25 protein-coding genes are annotated in these 24,040 nt (G+C 45.1%); 7 read left to right on the forward strand and 18 right to left on the reverse strand.

Annotated features, from left to right (window positions below):
- Positions 1–27 precede the first annotated feature (27 nt).
- From B3S93_RS10410 to B3S93_RS10420, 3 genes are all read right to left on the reverse strand, one after another.
- Positions 28–1,260, reverse strand: coding sequence for an MFS transporter (locus B3S93_RS10410; protein WP_292401893.1), 1,233 nt, complete (start codon positions 1,258–1,260; stop codon positions 28–30).
- Positions 1,261–1,523: 263 nt separating this feature from the next.
- The gene (locus B3S93_RS10415) at positions 1,524–2,015 is read right to left on the reverse strand and encodes a hypothetical protein (protein WP_292401896.1); all 492 of its coding nucleotides are present in this window, start codon (positions 2,013–2,015) and stop codon (positions 1,524–1,526) included.
- Positions 2,016–2,139: 124 nt separating this feature from the next.
- Complete coding sequence (locus tag B3S93_RS10420; protein WP_292401898.1) at positions 2,140–2,838, reverse strand: hypothetical protein; 699 nt, start codon at positions 2,836–2,838, stop codon at positions 2,140–2,142.
- A gap of 166 nt (positions 2,839–3,004) precedes the next feature.
- On the opposite strand from B3S93_RS10420, the gene B3S93_RS10425 reads away from it, so the two are divergent.
- Positions 3,005–3,538 carry a histidine phosphatase family protein gene (locus B3S93_RS10425; protein WP_292401901.1) on the forward strand — a complete coding sequence of 178 codons (534 nt, stop codon included), beginning with the start codon at positions 3,005–3,007 and terminating at the stop codon, positions 3,536–3,538.
- A 243-nt stretch (positions 3,539–3,781) separates the two neighbouring features.
- Positions 3,782–6,094 (forward strand): mechanosensitive ion channel domain-containing protein, encoded by a 2,313-nt coding sequence (locus B3S93_RS10430; RefSeq protein ID WP_292401904.1) that lies wholly within the window; start codon positions 3,782–3,784, stop codon positions 6,092–6,094.
- Between the two features lie 64 nt (positions 6,095–6,158).
- On the opposite strand, the gene B3S93_RS10435 is transcribed toward B3S93_RS10430, so the two are convergent.
- Positions 6,159–7,016: a hypothetical protein gene (locus tag B3S93_RS10435; RefSeq protein ID WP_292401907.1), complete on the reverse strand. Its 858-nt coding sequence runs from the start codon at positions 7,014–7,016 to the stop codon at positions 6,159–6,161.
- Between the two features lie 149 nt (positions 7,017–7,165).
- Here B3S93_RS10435 and dbpA point away from each other — a divergent pair, with 149 nt between their 5' ends.
- Positions 7,166–8,548 carry an ATP-dependent RNA helicase DbpA gene (gene dbpA / locus B3S93_RS10440; RefSeq protein WP_292401909.1) on the forward strand — a complete coding sequence of 461 codons (1,383 nt, stop codon included), beginning with the start codon at positions 7,166–7,168 and terminating at the stop codon, positions 8,546–8,548.
- An 84-nt stretch (positions 8,549–8,632) separates the two neighbouring features.
- The gene (locus B3S93_RS10445; RefSeq protein WP_292401912.1) at positions 8,633–9,571 is read left to right on the forward strand and encodes a GGDEF domain-containing protein; all 939 of its coding nucleotides are present in this window, start codon (positions 8,633–8,635) and stop codon (positions 9,569–9,571) included.
- Here the strand turns inward: B3S93_RS10445 and B3S93_RS10450 are convergent.
- The 11 genes from B3S93_RS10450 to B3S93_RS10500 form a co-directional block, all read right to left on the reverse strand.
- On the reverse strand, positions 9,568–10,266 hold the full coding sequence (locus B3S93_RS10450) for an MBL fold metallo-hydrolase (RefSeq protein ID WP_292401915.1): 699 nt from the start codon (positions 10,264–10,266) through the stop codon (positions 9,568–9,570). The two genes, B3S93_RS10445 and B3S93_RS10450, sit on opposite strands and share 4 nt — an antisense overlap.
- A 14-nt stretch (positions 10,267–10,280) precedes the next feature.
- Positions 10,281–11,105, reverse strand: coding sequence for a sulfite exporter TauE/SafE family protein (locus B3S93_RS10455; RefSeq protein ID WP_292401918.1), 825 nt, complete (start codon positions 11,103–11,105; stop codon positions 10,281–10,283).
- Between the two features lie 5 nt (positions 11,106–11,110).
- Entirely contained in the window at positions 11,111–11,644 is a 534-nt protein-coding gene (locus tag B3S93_RS10460; protein ID WP_292401921.1) for a rhodanese-like domain-containing protein, read from the reverse strand.
- Positions 11,641–11,991, reverse strand: coding sequence for an ArsR/SmtB family transcription factor (locus B3S93_RS10465; protein WP_292358109.1), 351 nt, complete (start codon positions 11,989–11,991; stop codon positions 11,641–11,643). Before B3S93_RS10465 ends, B3S93_RS10460 begins: the two co-directional genes overlap by 4 nt.
- A 156-nt stretch (positions 11,992–12,147) precedes the next feature.
- Positions 12,148–12,645, reverse strand: coding sequence for an aminoacyl-tRNA deacylase (locus B3S93_RS10470; RefSeq protein WP_292358110.1), 498 nt, complete (start codon positions 12,643–12,645; stop codon positions 12,148–12,150).
- A 57-nt stretch (positions 12,646–12,702) separates the two neighbouring features.
- Positions 12,703–13,257: a TMEM165/GDT1 family protein gene (locus tag B3S93_RS10475; RefSeq protein WP_292401924.1), complete on the reverse strand. Its 555-nt coding sequence runs from the start codon at positions 13,255–13,257 to the stop codon at positions 12,703–12,705.
- A 275-nt stretch (positions 13,258–13,532) separates the two neighbouring features.
- Positions 13,533–14,033 (reverse strand): hypothetical protein, encoded by a 501-nt coding sequence (locus B3S93_RS10480; RefSeq protein WP_292358114.1) that lies wholly within the window; start codon positions 14,031–14,033, stop codon positions 13,533–13,535.
- Entirely contained in the window at positions 14,026–14,763 is a 738-nt protein-coding gene (locus B3S93_RS10485; protein ID WP_292401927.1) for a tRNA threonylcarbamoyladenosine dehydratase, read from the reverse strand. Before B3S93_RS10485 ends, B3S93_RS10480 begins: the two co-directional genes overlap by 8 nt.
- A gap of 118 nt (positions 14,764–14,881) precedes the next feature.
- Entirely contained in the window at positions 14,882–16,930 is a 2,049-nt protein-coding gene (locus B3S93_RS10490) for a transglutaminase TgpA family protein (RefSeq protein WP_292401930.1), read from the reverse strand.
- Positions 16,920–17,882, reverse strand: coding sequence for a DUF58 domain-containing protein (locus tag B3S93_RS10495; RefSeq protein ID WP_292401933.1), 963 nt, complete (start codon positions 17,880–17,882; stop codon positions 16,920–16,922). Before B3S93_RS10495 ends, B3S93_RS10490 begins: the two co-directional genes overlap by 11 nt.
- Positions 17,882–18,793 (reverse strand): AAA family ATPase, encoded by a 912-nt coding sequence (locus tag B3S93_RS10500; RefSeq protein WP_292401935.1) that lies wholly within the window; start codon positions 18,791–18,793, stop codon positions 17,882–17,884. The genes B3S93_RS10495 and B3S93_RS10500 overlap by 1 nt, the downstream gene beginning before the upstream one ends.
- 89 nt (positions 18,794–18,882) lie before the next feature.
- On the opposite strand from B3S93_RS10500, the gene B3S93_RS10505 reads away from it, so the two are divergent.
- Positions 18,883–19,176 (forward strand): ferritin-like domain-containing protein, encoded by a 294-nt coding sequence (locus B3S93_RS10505; protein ID WP_292358123.1) that lies wholly within the window; start codon positions 18,883–18,885, stop codon positions 19,174–19,176.
- Between the two features lie 58 nt (positions 19,177–19,234).
- Here the strand turns inward: B3S93_RS10505 and B3S93_RS10510 are convergent, their stop codons facing one another.
- Positions 19,235–19,999, reverse strand: a complete 765-nt coding sequence (locus B3S93_RS10510; protein WP_292401938.1) for a TatD family hydrolase — start codon at positions 19,997–19,999, stop codon at positions 19,235–19,237.
- A 34-nt stretch (positions 20,000–20,033) separates the two neighbouring features.
- Here B3S93_RS10510 and B3S93_RS10515 point away from each other — a divergent pair, with 34 nt between their 5' ends.
- Complete coding sequence (locus B3S93_RS10515) at positions 20,034–20,495, forward strand: hypothetical protein (RefSeq protein WP_292401943.1); 462 nt, start codon at positions 20,034–20,036, stop codon at positions 20,493–20,495.
- A 4-nt stretch (positions 20,496–20,499) separates the two neighbouring features.
- On the opposite strand, the gene ggt is transcribed toward B3S93_RS10515, so the two are convergent.
- Positions 20,500–22,164: a gamma-glutamyltransferase gene (ggt, locus tag B3S93_RS10520; RefSeq protein ID WP_292748765.1), complete on the reverse strand. Its 1,665-nt coding sequence runs from the start codon at positions 22,162–22,164 to the stop codon at positions 20,500–20,502.
- Complete coding sequence (locus B3S93_RS10525; RefSeq protein WP_292748769.1) at positions 22,161–23,159, reverse strand: rhodanese-related sulfurtransferase; 999 nt, start codon at positions 23,157–23,159, stop codon at positions 22,161–22,163. Before B3S93_RS10525 ends, ggt begins: the two co-directional genes overlap by 4 nt.
- Before the next feature lie 363 nt (positions 23,160–23,522).
- Between B3S93_RS10525 and B3S93_RS10530 the strand changes: the two genes are divergently transcribed.
- Positions 23,523–23,969: a hypothetical protein gene (locus B3S93_RS10530; RefSeq protein WP_292738210.1), complete on the forward strand. Its 447-nt coding sequence runs from the start codon at positions 23,523–23,525 to the stop codon at positions 23,967–23,969.
- The last annotated feature ends 71 nt before the right edge of the window (positions 23,970–24,040 follow it).

Genomic DNA, 24,040 nt, shown 5'->3' on the forward strand with positions numbered 1-24,040 from the left:
AGGCTAGCGGCCTCGAGAAGAATGACTTTAATCTTGTTTTAATGAATGATGATTTATTTTTTCAGCTTCACGAATAGGAGCTTGGGCTAGCAACCATCCCGCAAACATAAATATCAGCATGCCAAGCAGAATCGCTTCAAATTGCACACCACCATCAATCAGGAAACCTAGTACAGCGGGTGCCAGGCCGGTTGAAAACACCATAAAAGCTGATTTGACACTACGTACACGGCCTAAATGTTCACGACCCCAAAGTACAACTAATAAACTATCTACCACAGGCGAAGACATGCCAAGTGAAATTCCGGCACCAATCATTAAAATCAAAACACCTGCATTGCCACCGACTAATACCGCCAAAATGATAGCGAATGCAAAAGGAGCCAGGTACAAGCGAGCTAGAAGCGATACTCCTAACTCATCTATCCAGCGCCCTCCAAGTAATGCGCCGGGAAAACGAGCAATACCCATTGCCGTTAAACCCAAGGCATATGCGGTGGTGGTGGCATTTAAATCTAGGGTCATTTGGGCCTGAAAAATAAAAATACCGGTTAAAGTGACTGGCAAAGCCATGGTCAATGGAATAATTAGCCAGAAACGTTTTTCCAGCATCGGGTTGGGACCTTTGATTTTGTTACCACTGCTATCACGCTTGATTTCAGGTGCTTCAGGCCATTTTGCCAAAAGCAGTAATACCAACCAGATGAGAAAAATGACGGCGGCCACTGCCCACCAGATTTGCTGCCAGCTCAGCCAGCCAATTAATAATGCGATGACTGGCGCCAGAATAATTTCACCCATTGGCATGCCGAGACTGACCAACCCCAGAGCTCGACCACGGTTAATGGTAAATTCGCGGCCAGCTAATGTACTGCCAAAATGGGTCATCAAACCTTGACCACATAACCGTACTAAGCCCAGCCCAATTAAAGCTGGAATCAGCCATGGTGAAGTGGTCAGTAAAATCACCCCCGCCAATAACGCTGTCAGCACTAACAAGGCATATCTCCGGGGGGCAATCCAATCCAGTTTCTGGCCGAAATGTAACACCAGAAATCCGCTTGCCATCGTAAGTGCCGAATACACAGCTCCAAACTCACCTGCTGATAAATTTAACGAATGGGCAATATCAGATTGAAACAAACCAATGAAAAAGCTTTGTCCAAGGTTACCAGTGAAAAGTGCAATAAAACCAATAGCCAGTAAACCAAACTGGTTGCGGATCAAACTGAAATAACTGTTCGCTTGAGGAGAAGTCATAAATTCCAATGAATGAATAAACTGGATGGCTCTTTCCCAACAGAGAAAAAGTATATGCTCGGAATTATAGAGGAGCTGCCACTATCAGGCGAGTTTACCCAAAGTAACCGTATGCTCTTTTCAGTCGCAAGCGGCGGGCTAGGACGATTTTTTTTCGACAAATCCGTTCCAAATCACTTATACAGAACAGCTAAATCCCATCCTTTCCTCATTTATCGCGAAATGAACCACCAAGAATGGTGGAGACGAAAGGTAAACAAGCGCTAGAGCCTTAAAAGGTTCTGAATGATTTCGTCTTCTGTTTTACCTTTAGTGCGAAGGTTGTAATAGTACTGGCAGAGAGCTGAAAAGCTATGTGGAGTCTGTAACGTTGGAAGTTTAGTAAACCACTCTAATCTGTTAACCGCCGTTTCTTTAATATTATGTTCAAACAGCATGTCTTCCAGCTGAGCGGCACGATTGGCAATCATACGATGACTTTCATCAAACCGATCTGCAGCGGTGATAAGCAATTCTGCTGTGCGTTCAATTTCAGCTGTTTCATCGTTTATTTCTGCACGACTGCGTTTGACCAGCCATTCCTGTGGTGACATTTCCACTTGGCCATCGAGCCAAAGGGGGATTTCGTTTTCATCGATTATCGGCGCAGCTTCCATCTGCGGAATGTCATCATTGTTTTGATCGCATGCGGATAACGAAAAGATCAACAGTAAGCTTAAGAATAATGATGGTAAAACCTTGGGTCTCTTGTCCATATCCACTCCAGAGAAACTTGCTGATGAACAGCAATCTACCGGCATACTAGAGTGCTATGGATGAAAGCACATCAGAGATAATCCTGATATGTTAAGGAAGTTGTCACAAGTTGGCATCCAGCCATTAATCGGGGCGTTGGGATTTAGCTGGTTCAGTTTTTCTTTTTTTGATAAACAGTCTTGGGTTTTTGGCGATAAATGACCATATCCAGCGTTCGAGAAACGATTTGGCTTGTGCTTTTTTTAGGTGGCCGTAGCCGAGTAATGAAATAAACAAAGCGCCTATGGCATCAACAATCAGGTCATACATGGTGTCAGTTAAGCCTGAGTAATCACCGAACATGGGTTTTTGCATATTCAAACCCAAAATTTTATCCATGGAAAATTCAAATATCTCCCACAATGCCCCCATACCCAAAGCAAACATAAAAGCAAAAAAAGCTATAAACCCCGGCATCATCTGTAAATGGATATATTCATTTTCATTCAGTAGATAAACCAGCAGAAAGCCAATAATACCTAACAGAAAACCTGAGCCAGTGTGCAAAGCAATATCCCACCACCAGAACTTGGTGTAATAGCCATGTACTTCACCCAGAAATACCGATGCAAAGACAAAGGCAATTGCCAGAAGTTGAAATATAGCTGGCACATGAACATTGAATTTTCTGGCCAGTAATACAGGAAATAAGCTGATGATAATAATGCCGAAAGTCGCTATCGCATTGAGCCATTGTTGTTCCCAAATAGACCCGAAAAATCCGGCAAACAATATAAATTGCAACAAGAGTGTCAATTTTTTAGGCATGGAATGAGGTGTCATTTGATCTCCAGAGACTTGATTTTTCCCTAACTTTTCTAATGCGCAGTGAACTGTTTTCTAACGTATGAATCAATAACAGCTTATTAGTAAGATTTTTTAGATAAAAAAACATGCCTTATTCATGGTAATGAAATTAATTTACTTTTGGGAATACCGAGAGGTTTAAATGCGACAGTTGCTTACAGTTTTGCGATATGGTCTGTTTTTATCGCTGTTTTCATCAGCTTCCAGTATGGCAGATCAAGTTATTATTTTGCGCCATGCGCTAGCCCCTGGCGTCGGTGATCCAGAGGGGTTTGATTTGGCAGAATGCCAGACTCAGCGGGTATTGTCTTCTGAAGGACGTGAACAGGCGATAGAAATAGGTCAAAAACTTCGCGAATCAGGTATTACTGAGGCAGAGGTTTTCTCCAGTGAATGGTGTCGATGTTTGGAAACTGCAGAATTACTGGGGTTTGGTCCACCGCAAAAGCTGACGGCACTGAATTCTTTTTTTCACGCATCAAATCGCCATTTAAAAAACCAATTTCTGCAAGATTGGAAAGCGCATATCAGCGAGGTGAAAACCACTAAAACCAAGGTTTATATCACTCATCAGGTCAATATATCCGGACTTCTCGACAAGTTTGTGTTATCGGGAGAGGGCGTAGTGGTGGAATTGAATGAACAGGGACAACTGAAAATTGTATCGGTTTTGTAATGAACCCTTCCGCCTTGATAGGGTCACAGGGTCGTGGCTCTTTCCTAGCGACCTCTGTTCTGTTTGAAACATAAACAGACCCTACAACTGAAAACTACATTTGTTAAGCTGTTGATAGTAACCAATTGACGGCTTGAATCAATTATTGATTGCTACCTTCGCATCAATCTAAAGCCTTTGGGCAAATAATAAATTTAAAAAAATCAAACAAAAGGAGATCACAGTATCGTGTGGATTTTTGATATGAAATGGAAGTTAACTTCAGCTCTGCTGGTGACGTTGTTGTTAACATTCAGTTTGATAACCGAAACGGCTTGGGCCGAACCTGCTACTCCTCCCAATAATGAAAAACATTACTCAGTGCTTGCTGACACACTCGAAAATGAACAGTCCCGTGAAAAACTTATCGCAGAATTACGCGAATTGGCACAGGCGGCTGAAGCACTGGATCAAGAAGCCGCTTCAGAAGAGTTGGTTGATGAACCAACGTTTGCCAGACAGATTGCCAATACGACCCAATCCGTTGCCCAGCAGATTGTCTCAACAGTTGGGATGGGTTTTTCTGCTGTAGCTGCTATAGGTTCTGATGAAGCAGGCACATTTGATTGGCAGGACATGCTGGATGAAAGCTTCTTTCTACTGGTGGTGATTGCCAGCACGTTATTAATGTTTTATGTGCTGCGAAGTCTGGCGCGTCATGCTTTTCGTCGTGCTAATGATTGGGCTGAAGCGGAGGGTGACTATCCTGAAATTCGCAAATTCAGCGCGATTTTGCTGGCAGCTGTAGTGGATTTACTGACAGTAGCCTTAGCATGGGTAGCCGGTTATGCCGTTGCCTTGTTTGCCATTGGCAGCAATGGAGAAATGAATGTCAGTCAATCGCTATTCCTCAATGCGTTTTTGGCGATTGAAATATTTAAAGTCATTCTCCGTACGATATTTGCTGGACGTGATGATGCACTGCGTTTATTACCAATATCTGCCGAAAGTGCCACCTACTGGCATATCTGGTTAGTTCGGTTAACCAACTATATTGGTTATGGCATGTTGCTGATTGTGCCATTGGTTAATCTGAATATTAATCCGGTCGTCGGCCAACTGGTCAGTGTACTGGTGGTGTTAAGTGCATTTATCTATGCAGTTGTTGTCATCATGCAAAACCGTGTATCCGTTAAACAGCGTTTGCTCTCTCATGCACAACAGTCCTCATTCAGCTTTTCAAGAGTCAGTCTGGGGATCCTGGCACGTAGCTGGCACATGCTGGGAATAGTGTATTTTGCTGTGTTAGCTGTGGCTTTATTACTGCGTCCGGAGGATGCCCTGCCAATGATGTTAAAGGCCACTTTCCAGACCATTCTCGCGCTGGTGATCGGTGGACTGCTGGCGAAGTTCATGGCGAAAACCATTGGTCGTCCGGTACATGTTTCAGAAGATTTGCGTTCACGTTTTCCGATGCTGGAACAGCGGGTAAACGGATTTGTACCAAATATCTATAAAACCTTAAGAATTTTGCTGGTGGTGGTGGTTGCCGCAGTCATTTTGGATGCCTGGGGAATATTCAGCCTTACCGCATGGTTAGCCTCAGAGGCGGGTATTCACACTATCGGTACATTGATTAGTGTGGCTGCAATTCTTGTTGGAGCGATGGCAGTATGGATAGTTTTGGCAAGTTGGATTGAGCACCGGCTTAATCCTGGTGATGAAACGCATTTGCCAACGGCAAGAGCCAAAACATTACTGACAATTTTCCGTAACGCGGCGGCTATTGCTCTCATCATAATGACCGTTATGATTGTGCTGGCGGAAATTGGTGTCAATATTGGACCATTACTGGCGGGTGCCGGTGTGCTTGGTTTAGCCATTGGTTTTGGTGCACAGAAACTGGTGCAAGATATTATTACTGGGGTGTTTATCCAAATGGAAAATGCCATTAATTCCGGTGATATTGTTACAGCAGGTGGCATCACTGGTACAGCTGAGAAATTGACAATCCGCTCTTTAGGTCTGCGGGACCTTTCGGGAACCTATCATCTGATTCCATTTTCATCGGTAGATACCGTGTCCAACTTTATGCGCGAATTTGCTTACCATGTGGGTGAGTATGGCGTGGCATATCGTGAAGATACCGATCAGGTGATTGTGCATCTGCGTGAAGCTTTTGCCGAGTTAATGGCAGATGAGGATCAGCGTGAGAAAATTCTGGTTGATGAGCTGGAAGTTCATGGCATTACCGCTCTGGCAGATAGTTCAGTCAATATTCGGGTACGGATTAAAACCCTGCCGGGTACGCAATGGGGTGTTGGCCGGGCTTATAACCGTCTGGTGAAACAGCATCTGGATGCAGCAGGAATTGAGATTCCATTCCCGCATATGACCATTTACTTCGGTCAGGATAAAGATGGATCGGCTCCACCTGCGCCGCTGAAAATGGTCGGAGATTCGGATTCAAATTCCGCCATTAAGTTGGAGCAAAAACCTGACAAAACAGAAAGCTCAAAATCATCAAAATCCAACCCAAAGGATAAACAGGATTTTGATGAAGAACATGAGAGCTAGATTTGCTAGTAAGCCCTAGTATCACAAGACACCCTGTTAATTTTAACAGGGTGTTTTTTTATGGCTATCCGTTCAGACGTTGCTGTATCAATCGTTGCAAACTTCGGGTGCCGGTGCAGTTATCGCATTCATCAAGTGCGGTTTGTATTGTTGATTGTGCTGACCGGTAATCCTGTTTCAAATAAAGCAAGGTAGCGGTCATGAGTGATTTATTCTGGTAATTGTCCAGTAAATCATCAACGACCAATCGCAGACCTGAATCAGCACTGAAATATCGCAGATCACGGGTATCGGCAATCAATGCCAGATTTAACGCCCAGAATGCTTTATCTGATTCACCTTGCAAAGCTGTTGCCAGAGCAAAACCAATTTTGGGCAAAGATGCTTTGGGATCTTTTTGGGATTGTGCTTTAAATGCATTTATTGCTGTTGTTGACTCATAGCGCGATAACGCTTCCCAGCCATCAATATTGGAATAGTTCGAAATAGACGAAGTTGATGGCGAAGCAGGCCGGGCTGCATTGGTTGTATAGCGTCTTACCGGTTCCTCGTCACGGTAACCCTGAGAATAAATAATCGGTGCAATCAGGGTGATACTATTATTTCGAAAACCATAATAGCCTGATCGATAACGAGGCCGGATAGTATCGTAATGTCGATAATACGGTTTATAACGTGGTTGTTTAAAGTGATTTAGTCTGGGATCCAGTCCAAATGAACGGTGACCCGTGATGCCGATTGAGGGATGGCGGTAATGCTGGTTGCCAGAAAAGCCATGGTGAGGTCGATTATGCAGATTCTGACCAAGTTGCACGTTCACCGACACATCGGCATAACTGTTTTGACTGGGCAAAAGCAGCATAAGCCCGCTAAGCAAGCTGGCGCTGAAAACGGAAACAAATAGGGTTTTACTGAATGACATAGCCATTACCTCACAGTTGGCTGGCTGATAATCATCAGACTGGTAACCGTGTTGATGGTTCGTTGCCCTGAATGTAAATTCAGGTAAAGCAATGTTTCAGCGAGCTTTTTGGTATCATGCCCGCTTTATTCTCTTCTTTAAAGCTCCCCATGTCTGCTACTGATTTTTCATCGTTAAATTTATCTGCCGAACAACTGACTGTCCTTGATTCACTCGGTTATAAGCAAATGACTGCTGTCCAGGCACAAAGCCTGCCGTTAATTCTGCAAGGCAAGGATTTGATAGCCCAGGCCAAAACCGGCAGTGGTAAAACCGCAGCCTTTGGTATTGGCTTATTACAAACTATTCAACCGGATTTCTTTGCTGTTCAAGCGCTGATTATTTGTCCTACTCGTGAATTAGCCGATCAGGTCGGCAAAGAGTTACGTCGTTTGGGACGTGGCATACCCAATCTGAAACTGGTGATGTTATGCGGCGGTAAACCGTTAGGACCGCAAATTGCCTCATTGGAATATGGTGCACATATTGTGGTTGGTACACCTGGACGGATTCAGGATCATCTTAAAAAAGCCACCTTGAAACTCAATAAAGTCAAAACCGTAGTGCTGGATGAAGCCGATCGCATGCTGGATATGGGCTTTGTCGATGCGATGCAGGAAATCATTGGACAGACACCAAGTTCCAGACAGACCATGTTGTTTTCAGCGACGTTTCCCGACAGCATCAAACAGATTAGTCGTAGCATACAACGCGATCCGGCACGGGTAACGGTTGAATCACAGCATCAACAGGCTGTAATTGATCAGTTGTTTTATGAGATTAAAAAACATGAACGTAACAATGCCTTGATAATGTTATTCCAGCATTATCAGCCCAAAAACGCCATTGTGTTCTGCCACACCAAAATACAGTGTGATGAAGTCGCAGAGATGCTGAGAAACAAAAAAATCGATGCTCAGCCGATTCATGGTGATTTGGAACAACGGGAAAGAGATCAGGTGTTGGTACGATTCGCCAACCAGAGTTGCCCGGTTTTGGTGGCCACCGATGTGGCTGCTCGGGGACTGGATATTAAGGCGATTGAAATGGTGATTAATTATGAATTGCCCCGAGATCCCGAAGTATATATCCACCGCATTGGACGAACTGGTCGGGCGGGGGAGTCTGGCCTGGCAATGAGTCTGGTTGCTGAAGCTGAAGTACCCCGGATGCTGGCGATTGAGAAATATCAGAAAAAACCTTGTCGCTGTGATGTGCTGGCTTCTCTGGATCGTGATGACAGTTTTACGCTTGAAGCCGATATGGTGACTATACAGTTGGATGCCGGGCGTAAAAATAAACTCCGTCCTGGCGATATTCTGGGCGCTTTAACCGGTGATGCCGGACTAGATGGCGCTGATATCGGCAAAATTGATATTTTTGATATGTCGAGTTATGTCGCGGTAAGTAAATCGGCATTACGACAGGCAATGAATTACCTGGCTGATGGCAAGGTTAAAGGGCGCGCTATTCGCGCCAGAAAAATACGTTAAATAAACGCACAGAAAAAAAACAAAAAACCTTGTTTAAATTGTGGTAATAATTACCCTGCGCTAACTGTTTTTACGAGTAGAGCCATGACCGACCTGATCAATAATGTACCCACGGAAAATGATGTCTATAAAACCCTGCTGGAATCCACTAAAGCTATTCCGTGGAAATTAGACTGGGCTTCTATGCAATTCACTTACATTGGCCCGCAAATTGAGGCTCTGTTAGGTTGGGAGCCATCAAGCTGGAAGTCTGTTGAAGATTGGGCTGCTCGGATGCATGAAGATGAACGGCAATGGGTGGTGGATTACTGCGTTTCCCAATCCAAGTCAGGAATCGATCATGAAGCGGATTATCGCGCACTGACAAAAGATGGTAACTATGTCTGGATCCGCGATGTGGTGCATGTAGTGCGAAAGGAAAATGGTGAGGTCGAATCATTAATCGGTTTTATGTTTGATATCAGCGAGCGCAAAAAGACCGAGCAGGAACTGATAAAGCTGCAAAAGGAACTGGAAGAGCTTTCCTTCAAAGATGGCCTGACCGGTGTGGCCAACCGCCGGATGTTTGATTCCGTTATCGAAACGGAATGGCTTAAAGCCCGGCAAAATAAACAGCCATTGTCACTGATTATTATTGATATCGATTTTTTCAAGGAATATAACGATTTTTACGGGCATTTACAGGGCGATGACTGTTTAAAACAGGTAGCTGAAACACTTAATAACGTCAAAGCACGCTCGCGTGATTTCTTCGGGCGATTTGGCGGTGAAGAATTTATCATGCTATTACCTGAAGCAGATGAAAATGCCGCGTGGTCGATAGCGGAGCGTTGTCGTCAGGCTTTATTTAAAAAACAAATACCACATGAACAGTCGAAAGTGAGTCAATTACTCACCATCAGCCTGGGAGTCAGTACGATGATTCCATCGCATGATGATGAGCATAATGAATTAATCAGCAGGGCAGATAAACAGCTTTATCAGGCCAAGCACAAAGGGCGTAACTGCATTCAATCGGCTTAAACTAGATTACCGCAAGCGCGATTAGCCGGTACTGCTACATCCATCATTTTAGGATTGGGCAAGTTCAGGTTGTCCATAATATTTTTATATTCAATAACATCCTTCACTTGCAGGCGAGGATTATGCTCGCGTTCTTCACCAATGGTACTGACCATCCAGCCTTTATAATCATGCGCCGGATAGACCCAGGTATCCTCTGGGAATTTCAATAATTTATCGAACAGACTACGGTATTGATCTGTTGCACTGCCATTTTGAAAATCTGTTCGTCCGGTGCCACGAATCAATAATGTATCACCGGTAAACAGATACTTCTGTCCGTCATGTTCCAACAGAAAGCTGTAAGAATCGTCAGTATGCCCGGGAGTGTGTAGGGCAGTGAGCGTGATTTTACCGACCACAATTTTACTGCCATCATTGAAACTATCATTGGCACAGGAAGAATTTGCCTGTTGTCCCATATAGGTTTCACAACCTGTGAGTTCCCGCAGTTTGCCAAGAGCCGTAATGTGATCAGCATGGGTATGGGTATCCATTGCCACTTTCAGTGTTAAACCAAGTTCATTTAATAAACGAATATAACCATCTGTTTCATCTATCACCGGATCAATTAATACCGCTTGTTTGGAAAGTTTATCTGCAATCAAATAAGTGTATGTAGATGAGTTTTTTTCAAAAAGTTGTCTGAATAACATGTTGATGAATGCTCCTATGTTGTTTGCACATAAAACAGTGTTACTGCCACCAGTAAAAGACCAATAGAAAAGATTTTCTGCAGATGCGCATTCGCAATTCTGTGACTGATCAGTTGTCCTGCATACATACCTGTCAATCCTCCAGCAATGAGCCAGGCCAGTGACTTAAAAGGTAAATAATTGATTTCACCGAATGTGAGATGTGAAATAAAGCCGATACTGCTAACCAGCGTGATAACCACTAAAGACGTACTGACTGCCTGTACCATGCTGACCTGACTCAGTAACAGCAGTAGGGGAATGATCAAAAAGCCTCCACCCACGCCGAATAAGCCGGATAATATGCCGACCAAAAATCCACCCAGCAATAAACCACCCATGCATCTTGGACGCAGCTGAAATTTACCGTCGGGACTGAATTTACACAGAACACCCTTTGCATTATCCAGCGATAAATGACTGCTTCGCACCACTTTGCTGGCTTCCGGCATCGTTGTGGCTGTTAACCACATGCGAACAGCGATTATGACTGCCAATAAGCTAAATCCTGCCACCAGTAGCACCTCACTTAATATTGAGGCGAATATCTGCCCTATCGGCGCACCCAACATTCCGCTTCCGGCTAATAAAGCTGCAGGTTTCCATAAAATGGTTTGATTGCCCAAATTTCGGAAACTGCCATACAACGTAATCGTGGCGACGGCGGCTAATGATAATGTCACCGCTTGATGAATTGAAACGTCACCCAGCAATATCAATAAGGGAACTGCAAACACCGAGCCACCGGCTCCGGTAAGGCCAAGCAGCAGGCCAATTACAATGCCAATTAACAGCAACATCTAGATTATTTATTCCATGGCATTTTTGCGAGGATCAGGCCCATTGCACAGCTATCGGTGATCCCTGAAAACATGAGTCCTGCGCCGACAAACCCCGACAGCGCAAACCAGGCTGAATGTACAACAAATCCCAGAATTACACCGCCTAACACCAAACCACCTGCAGCGATACGTACCTGACGTTCTATCGATACTGAACTACCTTGCGTGACCACCCAGTCACCATTGAGCTTTTCAACCGCCTGGATGCCGCCCTCAATAACCACTAGTGATTGGGAAACCTGGCCATCTAATTGTTTGGCGGCCGTTTCTGCTCGGCGACCTGAGTGACATAACAGTAATATCTTGTCAGGTGTTACTGTTTGTTGGTTAATTGCCTGTTGTAATGCTTCAACGGTGAGGTTTTGTAATGGCAAATGAATGGCACCCGGCAAAGATTTCGCTTTAACCTCGGCCGCTGTTCTGACATCAACAATAAAGCAATCTTTGGGTGTATTTTTGATAAACACATTCGCTGGTTTTTCGATGGAATAACTCATGATTTTTCTCCACATGAAGCAGTTTGATATTCAGGACAGTAAAGCGATTGCAACACGGCGATGATGCGTAACGCGGCATCGCCATTAAGCCGGTAGTAAACAGTTTGTGAATCTTTGCGTGTTTTGACTAATTCAGCGTGACGCAGGCTGGCAAGGTGTTGCGATAATGCCGATTGACTGAGTGGCACCAGCTGATTGATTTCACTGACAGCCAGTTCCTGATTTCCCAAAGCGCATAAAATCATTAAACGGTGTTCATTACTCATTTGCTTCAGTAAATCCGCCGCTGCTTTGGCATGAGTTTGCATCTCGTGCATTTCAGGAAAAGACAGGGGATTCGTGCTCATGGAATGTCCTTGTAAAAAATATAAGGCAAGTATATCAGTATTTTCTAAATTATATAAATCTAAATTATCAAATGCTGATATATAGGGCTCGAACGCTGCAATTATTGGATTAAGTGGAAGAAAAAGCTGGCGATATGCTCGCCAGCTGATGAAACTTTACTCGGTTTTTACAAATTCACTGACAGGTACGGTCGACATGATTTTTTGTAAGTCTTTGGCGCTTACTGCAAGCGCATAGCCTAATACGCCACTGCCGATAATCACCTGTTCAAATTGAAATGCGCTGTTATCGGCCAACACAGTAACTGTTTCAGGCAATGCAATGGGAGGCACGGCGCCAACGACATATCCTGTTGCTTCTGAGACTTCATTAAACTCGGCCATGCGCAGTTTTTTCTCGCCAAGCTGTTTGCGAAGCGCCGCCCAATCTGCACGTCCACCACCGGCTACTGCCAGCAGGCAAAACTGACCCGAACCAGTTTTAAATAACAGACTGCGCACCACAGAGTTGGGATCTCGACCCTGACCGCTAAGTAATTCTTCCAGATTGCGGATAGGTTTTTTATCCTCACTGAGCGGAATTTCAATCACATCAAAAGGAATGGCGTTGTTTGCTAATAACTCAGTGACCGGAGAGCTGATAGTCTGGCTCATGGATGCTCCATAGATGCTGTTAAAAGTCTCTACTTTATGAAGTAATCACTGCAACTGTCAAAGCAACAATGTCATTATCCCCAGCGTCATAAATACAATTGACGCTGCATAACGTGCAGCATTCAACGGTAGTTTCTGCATCAAGCGATGTCCGAAAATAACGATTGGGACGTTGGCCAACATCATGCCAATAGTGGTACCGAGGGTTACCAGCATGAATTGCTGATATTGTGCTGCCAGAATGACCGTTGCGATTTGAGTTTTGTCACCGATTTCAGCCAGAAAAAATAACACCACAGTCGCAATAAAAGCTCCGTAACGATTGATATTTGAAGCGGCATCTTCTTCTTTATCGGGAATTAATATCCATAAGGCGACGGCAATAAAACTGATACCAACAAGTAATCGGCCTGTTTGCGGAGAGATAAACTCGGTGAGCCATACCCCCAGCCAGGCTGAAAGACCATGGTTAAGCAGGGTTGCGACTAAAATACCGAAAATAATAGGAATGGGTTTACGGAAACGGGCTGCAAGAAATAACGAAAGAAGTTGGGTTTTATCGCCGATCTCCGCCAATGCGACGGTAGAGGTTGAAACTAGAAAAGCTTCCATGATTTAGTTACTCAGGCGGGATAAAAAACCAAAGGCAAATAGCAGCTACCCGCCTATGGAGCTGTTATTTGCCTCAGGTCTTGCCAATGCCACTCGTCAGAATGACACGAATTTGCCATGTGTCTTGAGGACACAAGTATGTTGACAGATTCACGCACTAAGGCTTGTTTGTTTCTCATCGTTGATGGGAAATAAACAGGCCTTAAGATAGGTAGACTACTCCCCTAAGACAGTTGGCATTATAAGCACCTCTGCCGGGCACTGCAATAAAAGGTTCAGACTCTGAGTTGCCAGGTAGGCTGATTTTTTTCATCAATTATCTGATGCTTGATTAACCATTGCTGGGCATCTTCCGCATCTTCTTCAAACCAGGCTTCGGCACTGCCGAGGCGGAAACTGTAGCCCCAGCTGTCCATATCCAGCATCATTCGCTGTTTACCCATTTCAGGCAGAAAATCACTGAGCAGGATCTGCAGATAACATACGCCATTTTCTTCATCATAATCCCCAGCAGCATCGGTATCTAACATTATGCGACGTTGATTATCCATACAGATATAGTGGCCAGCTTCATGTAAGGCAGAGTGAACAGGCGTATCAAGACGTAACAATAATTGATTGCCTAGCAGACCGGCTTCACGTTCGCCAAAAAAACTGCCGGGAATAGTTTCATTTTCTTCAACCTGTCTGATTTCAATGCCGTAAGGTTTCAGCAGTTTTTGCAGGTGTTGTTGATAAAACGCTGTGCAGTTCACTACGTTTTGCGGATCAGACACGTCTTGCTTCACCAATAATATGATTAATGACCAGCCCTGCCAGGGTTAAGCCGAATATAGAAGGCATATAACTCACCGTGCCGTTAACGGCTCGTGCCCGACCACGACTGACTGCCTCTGGAGGTAGTGGTGGTAAAGGATATTCCAGGGAATAAACAGTTTGGATTCCTTTGCCTACACCGCGTTTACGTAAATGTGAACGTAATTGTTTGGCGAGTTTGCAAATGGACGTATTCATTAAATCACCGGTACGCACTTGAGTGGGATCAAGTTTGCCGCCAGCCCCCATGCTGGAGAATACCGGTAACTCATTACGCCATGCGGTTTCCAGCAGAGCTGTTTTGCTGCTCATGCTATCAATGGCATCAATGATCACGTCAAAGCCTTGATTGAGGGTGTCAGGAATCGTTTCCGGCGTTAAGAATTCAGTAACAAGGTTGAGTTCGCATTGTGGATTAATATCTGCAATACGCTCTGCCATCACTTCAACTTTCAATTTACCGACAGTAGAGTTCAGTGCCACCAGCTGACGATTCAGATTGGACGCCGAAACCACATCATGATCCACCAGTGTCATTTTACCCACGCCCATCCGCGCCAGCGCTTCTGCGGTAAATGAACCGACACCGCCCATACCCGCCAGAAAAACATGACTGTTTTGAAGACGCTCTAAGCCGGTGTCACCCAGCAGGATATGGGTGCGTTCAAATAATGGATTGCTATGCGCCATCCGTTTCCCTCTAAACATTACCTAAGGTTCACTATTTTCCGATAACGGTAAGCTAATGGCAAAAGCGCTTGAGCTATATGCAACTATCGGGATGCAATTTGCAGGTGGAAAAAGCCATCTATCGGTGTGGGCGGAAATTTTTGACTGACTCGATAAAATCATCTTCCAGAGCTTCTCCACGATAACGCAGATGCATATAACAGTAACTGATCATGGCAATTTGTTGCTGATGATGTGGAAGCGCCAGTTGAGCGCGACGGGAAAAATCTTCCGGACCTTCATGGGGCTGACGCACAACACCATGCCTCGCAAGTTTAAAACAGAATTTCTGATAAAAACGCTGGACTCGATCCTGAGGTAGGTTTTTTAATTTCAATGTTGTCCAGGCAATCCAGCCAAATATCAGCACAATGCCGATGGCCAGCCAGCGAATCATTTTTTCCCAGTCCGGCTGATGCATGCCGAGCTTTTCCAGCAACTGCAGTTGTCGATCCGGACCATAACTGACGACCCACATTTCCCAGGCACTATTCAAAGCATCCCAGTTATTCTTTGCTGATTGCCACAGTTCTACCAAGCGATCATTTTTGGCTATTGCTGCAGGAGAACGACGTTCAGCCGGCAATAAATCCCGGATCCCAAAGTCGACACGCTCACTGGAGACGGCAGCTGTTGGATCAATTCTGATCCATCCCTGTTGTGGTAGCCAGACTTCTGTCCAGGCATGGGCATCGCGCTGACGTACCGTAAGCACCTGATCTACCGGATTGATTTCTCCGCCTTGATAACCCGTCACAATGCGTGCTGGAATACCTGCGGCGCGCATTAACACGGTAAAACTGGCGGCATAGTGCTCACAAAAGCCCTCACGACTCTCAAAAAGAAACTGATCAATGGTATCACCGCGTAATGCTGGTGGAGTCAGGCTATAACTGAAATCCTGCTGACGATAATAATTTAGTACAGCTTCAATATAGGATTGATCTGTTGGACTTTTTTCTAAAAGACTACGTGCCAGCTGCAGACTTCTTGGGTGACGATCTTCTGGCAAATTTAATCCATATTGCAGATAGGGATCATTTTGCGGGTTAAATAAATATTCAGTATGAGAACTTAACTGATATTGAGTGCGCTGTTTGATTGCGTCACTGCTATTTAACTCTCCATCCACACTGAGACGAGTCCGCATGGTTTGCGGATAGTCCGTGGGGAAATCCAGAGCAAATAACCAGCGCCTGTCATGGGGCTCCAGGGTCATACTGTAAGAAAAAGGCTCTCCGGCAACATGAATTTTCGTGCCGTTTTCATAACGTTTTTGATTGTCAGTTAATGGCAACCAGCGCTTGCCATCAGTGTGCCACAACACTGGACCACGCCAATATAAGTCCTGGCGCTCAGGAAACTGATTGTTGTCGAACCTCACCCGAAAAGCTATGGCATCGGATTGAATTAACTGACTGATATTGCCGATCGTAATATTGTCTGCCATGCCGGTCACGGCACTATTCTGCGGCGGTACTTCGCCTAAGGTCATACTGTCGGGCAGACTATCCGGGATATCCATAGCGTCATTTGGCAAGCCCCAGATAGGGCCGGAAATCCTGGGAAACAGCACAAACAATAACAACATCAGAGGCATGGCCTGTAAAACCATCACAGTTGATTGTTTAAGCCGATGTTTAATGGAGCTGTCCGATTCATTGGCAGTAATCAGACAGCTGGTCAGCAGGATCACATTGACCAGCATTAAAATGACGATTGGAATGCTCTGATTGAAGAAAAAATGGGTAATCACCAGGAAAAAACCCATGAAGCAACTCAGATAAACATCACGCAGATTTTTAACTTCAACCATTTTGAAGGCTGCCATGGTGGTCAATAAAGCCACCCCAGCATCACGGCCGATGGTAATCCCATAACTGTAAAGCACCAGCACAATTGTCAATATCGCGCCGACGGAATGCAGCACTTTTAACAGGCGTTTATCCGCCGGTAGTGGCCATCCATACCAGCTATTCATTAATCGCCAGCCCATCATCAACAGAAATATCGCAGCAACCCACAGTGGTTGATAGAAAAAATGCGGAATGGCGATAATCGTCAATGTCACCATTAACCAGTGAATGGACGATTTAGAAGGGATTTCAGCTGAACGTTTATTGGCCATAAAGCGCCAGACTTCGCAGACAGAAATGACGATGCTGGTCGCCGGAATCTATCGCTATCGATTGCTTTGGCAGGATTAAACCGTATTGCATACCAGCGGTATCTGCAGTCAAAATCCACTGGCATAGTTGTGATAATTTCGCTTCAGTATCCGGTAAATCGGCTACATCGTCCCAGTTGAACAACATTTTTTGTCCGGAAGGACTGCTAAATTGTTTAGTTCGTAAAATGCCATCTCGAGCCAAGGCTTTCCAGGCAATATGCTGTCTGGCATCCCCCACGCGATAGCGATGAAAACCGGCAAAATCATCAAGACCCTGTTGATGCTGCAACGCTCCGGAATCTTCCATAGCAGAAGGTGGAGGCAACGGTTTGTTGCCCATTGGTCTGGGATAAATCAGAACCCGTTGTCGGATATCAATAAAAAACCAGCTCAGCAATAATCCAATAGGGTAGACACTGGAAAGCCTCATTCGCCCTAAATCCTGCCAGCCTCTTTTATTGGTGGGTATTGGAATCAGATGCAGGCTGGTTTGTTCTGCAGCAAGCTGAGGGGCTTTATACACAGGAAGATACCGGGAAAATTGTTTTAGCGGCCACCAACCTGAACGTGAGATTGATGGCAGATAAGCGATATCTAATTGTCGGATAGGTCGTGGACTATGATTGGTCAGGTTCAGTGGCAACAAAACAGGCTGCTGGCAAAAAACCGGTTCAGCGCGGCCCAGCTGATAATCAAGCTGGCGGACATTACGATAACTGTGATGCATGGCTACATGGCCGACACCTACCAGCAGAAAACACAGTAAGTGACCGAGACTGTTGTTGTAGTTAATAGCGCCAAGCAACATCACCAAGATTAATATCGAATAACTCAATCCATAGCGGCTGGGCAAAATAAATACCCGATAGCGTTGCTGTTGACGCCAGCGCTGCCAATATTGGCGCAACATCAGGGAATCGCAACCTGCTGCAGGATCTCGGCTGCCCAGTCTGCAGATTGCAAATGTTCACGTGCTTGCAGTCGATGCTGCACAATACTGGGGAAAATCGCCTGCACATCTTCTGGAATAACAAAATCTCGTCCGTTGATCATGGCCCAGGCCCGAGCGGCCTGAATCAAACCCAATCCGGCGCGTGGGGACAGACCATTATAAAATTGACCACTATTTCGAGTGTAGGCCAATAAGGCCTGCACATAATCAATCAACGCATCACTTAATGAAATTTTACTGGCTGCTTGCTGAAGCTGGATTAATTGGGGTGGCGTAATTTCAGCTTGCAGTTGCCTGAGCATTTGACGTCTGTCTTCGCCTGTCAGCAAGGCACGTTCAGCTTGTTTATCCGGATAGCCAATCTGAATACGCATCAGAAAACGATCCAGCTGTGACTCAGGCAGGGGGAAGGTACCAACCTGATGAGCGGGATTTTGGGTCGCGATAACGAAAAAAGGATCTTCCAGAGGATGGCTGTCTCCCTCAATCGTAACCTGTTGCTCTTCCATGGCTTCAAGTAACGCACTTTGTGTGCGGGGAGAGGCCCGGTTAATTTCGTCGGCTAAGAGAAGTTGAGTAAAAATGGGGCCACGATGAAAACTGAACTGATGTTTTTCGGGGTCATAAATGGATACCCCAAGAATATCTGCCGGTAACATATCACTGGTAAATTGCACCCGTTGAAAACGGAGTCCCAACGTTGTGGCCAGAGTATGAGCCAGAGTGGTTTTGCCAACACCTGGCAGATCTTCAATTAATAAATGTCCCCGCGCCAGAAGACATGCTAATGCAAGTTTGACGGGTTGCTGTTTACCAAGAATGACTGAGTTAATGGCGTGGAGTATGCGTTCAGTGCTGCCTTGCGTCATGGAAAGTCCTGAATTGATTTAGGTTATTGTTGCTATCGGAATAGACATGCTATTTTCATCCGGGTTCTATTCATACTAAGGAATTGTATATGTCAAACGAAGGTTATCATGAGCCGTTTAGCGAATTATCAGACGAAACCAAGGATATGCACCGCGCCATAGTTTCGCTTATGGAAGAATTGGAAGCGGTCGACTGGTATAACCAGCGGGTTGATGCCTGTAAAGATCCTGAGTTGAAGAAAATTCTCGAGCATAATCGTGACGAAGAGAAAGAACATGCTGCGATGGCTTTGGAATGGATTCGTCGTAAGGACAAAAAAATGGATCAACATCTGCGTGATTATTTATTTACCGAAGGTGAAATTACTGAACACCACGATTAGGTCTTGTTTATCTTTCAGCTCTCAACAAAGGCGGAGATGAGAGATAAGCAAGCCCTAGTCAGATATTGAATAGTTGTCGACAATTTGCCGTGGTGATTTCAGCAATATACTCCGCTGATTCATCACGTAATTGACTTAGTTTTTCCATGATAACCGGGATGTTTTCAGGAGTATTGCGTTCTCCCTGATGACCACAAAGTGGCATATCTGGCGCATCCGTTTCCAACACGATTTGCGAGAGCGGTAATTCAGTAAACAGGCGTTGCAGTCTCTGTGCCCGTGGATAGGTTAACGCGCCTCCAACACCCAATAAAAAATTAAGTTTGCGGTATTGTTCTGCCTGTTGGGCACTGCCGCTGAAAGCATGCACGATGCCGCCGGATAATTTTTTCTGGCGAAGTACTTTTAAAACGTCATCATGGGCTTTGCGTACATGCAGGATAACCGGCAAATCAAACTGAACAGCAATATCAATCTGTGCTTCAAATAAGATGAGTTGAGAGGGGATGTCGGCATCTGCTACATAAAAATCCAAACCAATTTCACCAATGGCAATAGGCTGATATTGTTTCACGGCTTGCTCAAGAAGCTGTGCTGCATTCTCCGGATGATCAGTCATAAACATCGGGTGGCAACCCAGGGCCAGCGATAGCATCGGATTACTGTTGCATAACTCGATTTGTCTGGGCCAGCTGTTCACCGTCACGCCGGGGATGACAATTTTTTCGATACCTGACCTGGCACAGTTTTGCAGAATGTCCGTTCGATCTTTGTCGAAATCGTTAAAGTCGAGATGGCAATGACTGTCAATCAGGTGCACCATGTCAAAACGGCCTTTATAAACAGAGGATCATTTTATGTCTGAAATCTACCATGATGCCAGTAAGCCACATGAGCGCTTAATGTTCAACGTGGCGATATTTCATTTCCTGGTTCCGGCGATTCTGTTTGGTACCGAAAACCTGTGGCTGATTTTCTCATTATCGCTGTTGGGCTCGCTGATGATGATTGGTTCCATAGCCTACAAAGCTTACAACTCGCAAGATCAGACAGCACTTGTTCAGGCGCACTGGAAGCTGGCATGGAAGCGCAGTATGTATTTATTGGGCGCTTATCTGGTGGCGGGGGTGATATTTGGTATCGGCTCATTTTTATTGATGGCACAAGCGGATGAAAGCATGCGTTTTATTCAACGCTCAGTGCTGGGTTGGTTTGCATTAGTGCCCATTTCACTGACGTTGATTGCGTTGATTGTGTTGGAAGGCAGTGCGTTGGTTCAATCCAGAAAAGGCATCATGCCCTCTGAGATGAAACTGTAATTGTTCAGTCTCTAACGATAATCTGCTCAGTCTTTGCCATACCCTCACCGCGAGGGTCGCTGGCGGCGCTGAGTTTGCCGGTCTTTTTATTAGCCACAATGACCTGCATATTGCCAAATTGACGGTTTAACACATCCAGTTGATGACCTCGGTCTGTTAAATCCTGTTGCTCCATCTCGCTCAGACCGGGTGTTTCCATTTGCACTCGGTCTGGCAGATATTGATGGTGTAATCGCGGTGCCGCAACAATTGCTTCAGCATCTTTACCTTCCATAAAATGTAATATGCCCTGCATCACCATGGTAATAATTCTGCTGCCCCCGGGGGTGCCAATGACCAGCAATCGCTGATCATTTTCGACAAAGCTTGGTGTCATACTGGATAGTGGACGCTTGCCCGGTTCAATGGCATTGGCGGATTCACTCACCAAATCATAGGCATTGGGGCTCCCGCTTAACGCAGAAAAGTCATCCATTTCATCATTGAGTAAAACTCCGGTATTTCCAGCCACAAAGCCACTACCAAATGGGTAGTTGATGCTCAGCGTGGCGGATACCCGGTTGCCATCTTGATCAATAATCGAAAAATGTGTGGTGTCCTGGCCTTTGTTGCTGAACGCATCAGCTAATTCATCACTTTTGCTGGCGCTATCGGGATCAATGTCCTCAGCTATCTGGGCAGCATAAGCGGGATCCAGTAAATAATCCGGAACATCAATAAAATCACTGTCACCAAGATGAACGGTGCGTTCTCGATAGGCCCGACGCATGGATTCAATTAACCAATGACGCTTTTGTTGTGGGTCAGCCTGCCAGTAATTCAGTGTATTTAATTGATTCAGCATCAAAGTTATCAACTGACCGCCTGCCGAGGGTAAGGCTGCAGTGGTGATGGTATAACCTGCAATTTGAGTCGTGACTGGCTGGCGGATTTTCAGTTGATAATTCTCTAGATCCTGTTCTGTCCAGATACCGCCAGCGGCTTGTACTGATTCCACCATCTGTTTGGCAATTTCACCCTGATAAAAAGCATCCCGACCTTTTAAGGCAATGGCTTCTAAAGTGTTGGCTAAATCCTGCTGGATAATGATGGAACCCAAGGCAGGAATTTCTTCGCCATCCAAAAATATCGCTTTAGCTTCGGCATTTAACGCCTGTTTTCTAAATCCCATATAGCGTTGATAACGTGGCGTGACAGCAAAACCTTCTCTGGCAAAACGAATTGCAGGTGCGAGGGTGATGGATAATGGTAAATTGCCATAATGTTCAGTTAAATAATCCAATGCAGCGGGGGTTCCCGGAATGGCAGCCGCCAGAGGTCCATTTAATGATAAATCACGAACCACTTCACCGTTGTTATCCAGATACATATCACGGTGTGACTGGGAGGGGGCTGTTTCACGGCTGTCTAGCATAATCTGCAATTGGTCGGTTTCACGGTGTAATAACCAGAATCCACCACCTCCAAGGCCAGAGCCGGCAGGCTCAACAACTGCAAGCGCAGCACTTACTGCAATGGCGGCATCAAAGGCGTTGCCACCTTGTTGCAGAATTTCAAAACCGGCCTGGGTGGCTAAAGGATGTGCTGAAGCAATCGCTGCGTTTTGAGGTTGAGCAAAACCAAGTGGAATGATCAGGACATAAAAAAGCAGGGCAGTGAATAATCTCATCGATGGTGTTTTTTCATGGCAGCGAGTCGATCCTCCTCTTTACGACGGATTTTCTCCAGACGATGTAATTCAGCAGCTTCGTTGGATTCCATGCCGATATGCGCTTCACCACGTTGCAAGGCCAGCTGGATCTGTTTTTCACGCTCTGCGTAGCGGGCTTTCTGATCATCCGTGGTTTTATCAAAACAATGTGGACAGGACACACCGCGCTGATATTTTTCACTTTGCTTGTCTTCTTCGGTGATAGGTAGCCGACAGGCGTGACATTGATCATATTCGCCTTTTTCGAGACTATGATTCACGGTGACCCGTTCATCGAATACAAAACATTCACCTTCCCACAGCGATTCCTGTTCGGGCACATCTTCCAGATATTTGAGAATGCCTCCTTCCAGATGATAAACCTCCTCAAACCCCTGTTCTTTTAGATAAGCGGTGGATTTTTCACAGCGAATTCCGCCAGTACAGAACATCGCAACTTTTTTATGTTTTTGCGGATCCAGATGCTGTTTTACATATTCTGGAAATTCACGAAAACTTTCTGTGTGAGGGTTAACCGCGTTTTTGAAAGTGCCAACTTCTACCTCGTAGTCATTACGGGTATCGACCAGTAAGACTTCAGGATCACTGATTAATTTGTTCCAGTCTTTGGGTTTGATATAGGTGCCGACCGACTGTTTCGGATCAATGCCTTCGATGCCCATGGTGACGATTTCACGTTTTAATTTCACCCGGCTTCGCAGAAAAGGGGGAGTATCGGTATACGACTCTTTGTAACTTAAATCCTTTAATCTGGGATCGGCGCGTAAATAATCCAGCAATGCATCAATAGATTGTCGCGAACCAGCGACGGTGCCATTTATCCCTTCCTGTGCCAGTAATAAGGTGCCACGCACTTCATTATCCAGCATGAATTTGAGCAGCGATGGTTTAATCGCAGCATAATCATCCAGAGTGACAAATTCATACAATGCACAGACCACAGTTTGAGCCATAGAAATATTCCGTAAAGAGTTAAAAGCCTTAGGGTCTGTTGTTCTTTCAAAGCCACCACTGCTGGAGGCTATTTTTTTCGTCCAACAAGGCGGAAATGATGCGGTGTAGTCATTCTACATAAATCATTTCCAACGCAGATGGTCGGAAAAATAGTCCCAGCCCTTCGGGTTGTGATTGAAAAAACGCCATTCGGTGTTGCTCGTCATTTATTTGAAACAACCAAACCGCATTCCTCGTGGCTTGTATGACGTTTTTTCAATTCACAACAGAGGCGACTTTGAAAAAACAACAGACCCTACATTTTACAGGGAAATTATCAGGTCGGGTATGCTCACTTGACAGTAAGCTTTAGCAAGCAGTAAATGATTGTACCAATCAACACATTGAGGTGTGAAATGGATGAATTGCAACAACTCAAAGAAGAAAGTGAACAGTGGCGGGCTGATCATCTTCGCTGGTTGGCCGATGCAGATTCCTGGACCCATCATACTCAGAGATTAATAGCCGTTCTGCACAAACTGGAAAGAAGTTTACCCGAACATACGGCCAAGCTGGATCAACATGTTGAATTAATTATGCAACATGAAAAAACCATTAACCGCTATGAATGCGGACTCGACCCGCATTGTCTGTCCAGCTGTGACAGTTATATTAATTTAGAAAAACAACGGGCGTTTCACGATAGATTGCGAAAACTGCACCATAAAATGCAACTGCATCATCAACAATTTAGCGAGCAATATAAAAATCAGATGGCCATTTTTTATCAACAGGCGCAACAGTTGATGCAGGAAATTGCCGAAGGCTAGGGCTTGTTAATCTTTCATCTCCGCCTCTGTTGTGAGCTGAAAAAACGTCAATCAAGGCACGAGGAGCGCCT

Source organism: Methylophaga sp. UBA3613 (assembly GCF_002375415.1).
Lineage (GTDB): Bacteria > Pseudomonadota > Gammaproteobacteria > Nitrosococcales > Methylophagaceae > Methylophaga.

Coding starts and splice junctions, on each gene's coding strand:
- B3S93_RS10425 (WP_292401901.1), top strand. CDS start 3,005: ATGCGACAGTTGCTTACAGTTTTGCGATATGGTCTGTTTTTATCGCTG.
- B3S93_RS10415 (WP_292401896.1), bottom strand. CDS start 2,015: ATGGACAAGAGACCCAAGGTTTTACCATCATTATTCTTAAGCTTACTG.
- B3S93_RS10500 (WP_292401935.1), bottom strand. CDS start 18,793: ATGACGCAAGGCAGCACTGAACGCATACTCCACGCCATTAACTCAGTC.
- B3S93_RS10460 (WP_292401921.1), bottom strand. CDS start 11,644: ATGAGTTATTCCATCGAAAAACCAGCGAATGTGTTTATCAAAAATACA.
- B3S93_RS10515 (WP_292401943.1), top strand. CDS start 20,034: ATGTCTGAAATCTACCATGATGCCAGTAAGCCACATGAGCGCTTAATG.
- B3S93_RS10485 (WP_292401927.1), bottom strand. CDS start 14,763: ATGGCGCATAGCAATCCATTATTTGAACGCACCCATATCCTGCTGGGT.
- B3S93_RS10420 (WP_292401898.1), bottom strand. CDS start 2,838: ATGACACCTCATTCCATGCCTAAAAAATTGACACTCTTGTTGCAATTT.
- B3S93_RS10530 (WP_292738210.1), top strand. CDS start 23,523: ATGATTGTACCAATCAACACATTGAGGTGTGAAATGGATGAATTGCAA.
- B3S93_RS10505 (WP_292358123.1), top strand. CDS start 18,883: ATGTCAAACGAAGGTTATCATGAGCCGTTTAGCGAATTATCAGACGAA.
- B3S93_RS10435 (WP_292401907.1), bottom strand. CDS start 7,016: ATGTCATTCAGTAAAACCCTATTTGTTTCCGTTTTCAGCGCCAGCTTG.
- B3S93_RS10490 (WP_292401930.1), bottom strand. CDS start 16,930: ATGGCCAATAAACGTTCAGCTGAAATCCCTTCTAAATCGTCCATTCAC.
- B3S93_RS10455 (WP_292401918.1), bottom strand. CDS start 11,105: ATGTTGCTGTTAATTGGCATTGTAATTGGCCTGCTGCTTGGCCTTACC.
- B3S93_RS10495 (WP_292401933.1), bottom strand. CDS start 17,882: ATGTTGCGCCAATATTGGCAGCGCTGGCGTCAACAGCAACGCTATCGG.
- B3S93_RS10445 (WP_292401912.1), top strand. CDS start 8,633: ATGACCGACCTGATCAATAATGTACCCACGGAAAATGATGTCTATAAA.
- B3S93_RS10450 (WP_292401915.1), bottom strand. CDS start 10,266: ATGTTATTCAGACAACTTTTTGAAAAAAACTCATCTACATACACTTAT.
- ggt (WP_292748765.1), bottom strand. CDS start 22,164: ATGAGATTATTCACTGCCCTGCTTTTTTATGTCCTGATCATTCCACTT.
- B3S93_RS10470 (WP_292358110.1), bottom strand. CDS start 12,645: ATGAGCCAGACTATCAGCTCTCCGGTCACTGAGTTATTAGCAAACAAC.
- B3S93_RS10510 (WP_292401938.1), bottom strand. CDS start 19,999: ATGGTGCACCTGATTGACAGTCATTGCCATCTCGACTTTAACGATTTC.
- dbpA (WP_292401909.1), top strand. CDS start 7,166: ATGTCTGCTACTGATTTTTCATCGTTAAATTTATCTGCCGAACAACTG.
- B3S93_RS10525 (WP_292748769.1), bottom strand. CDS start 23,159: ATGGCTCAAACTGTGGTCTGTGCATTGTATGAATTTGTCACTCTGGAT.
- B3S93_RS10475 (WP_292401924.1), bottom strand. CDS start 13,257: ATGGAAGCTTTTCTAGTTTCAACCTCTACCGTCGCATTGGCGGAGATC.
- B3S93_RS10430 (WP_292401904.1), top strand. CDS start 3,782: ATGAAATGGAAGTTAACTTCAGCTCTGCTGGTGACGTTGTTGTTAACA.
- B3S93_RS10465 (WP_292358109.1), bottom strand. CDS start 11,991: ATGAGCACGAATCCCCTGTCTTTTCCTGAAATGCACGAGATGCAAACT.
- B3S93_RS10410 (WP_292401893.1), bottom strand. CDS start 1,260: ATGACTTCTCCTCAAGCGAACAGTTATTTCAGTTTGATCCGCAACCAG.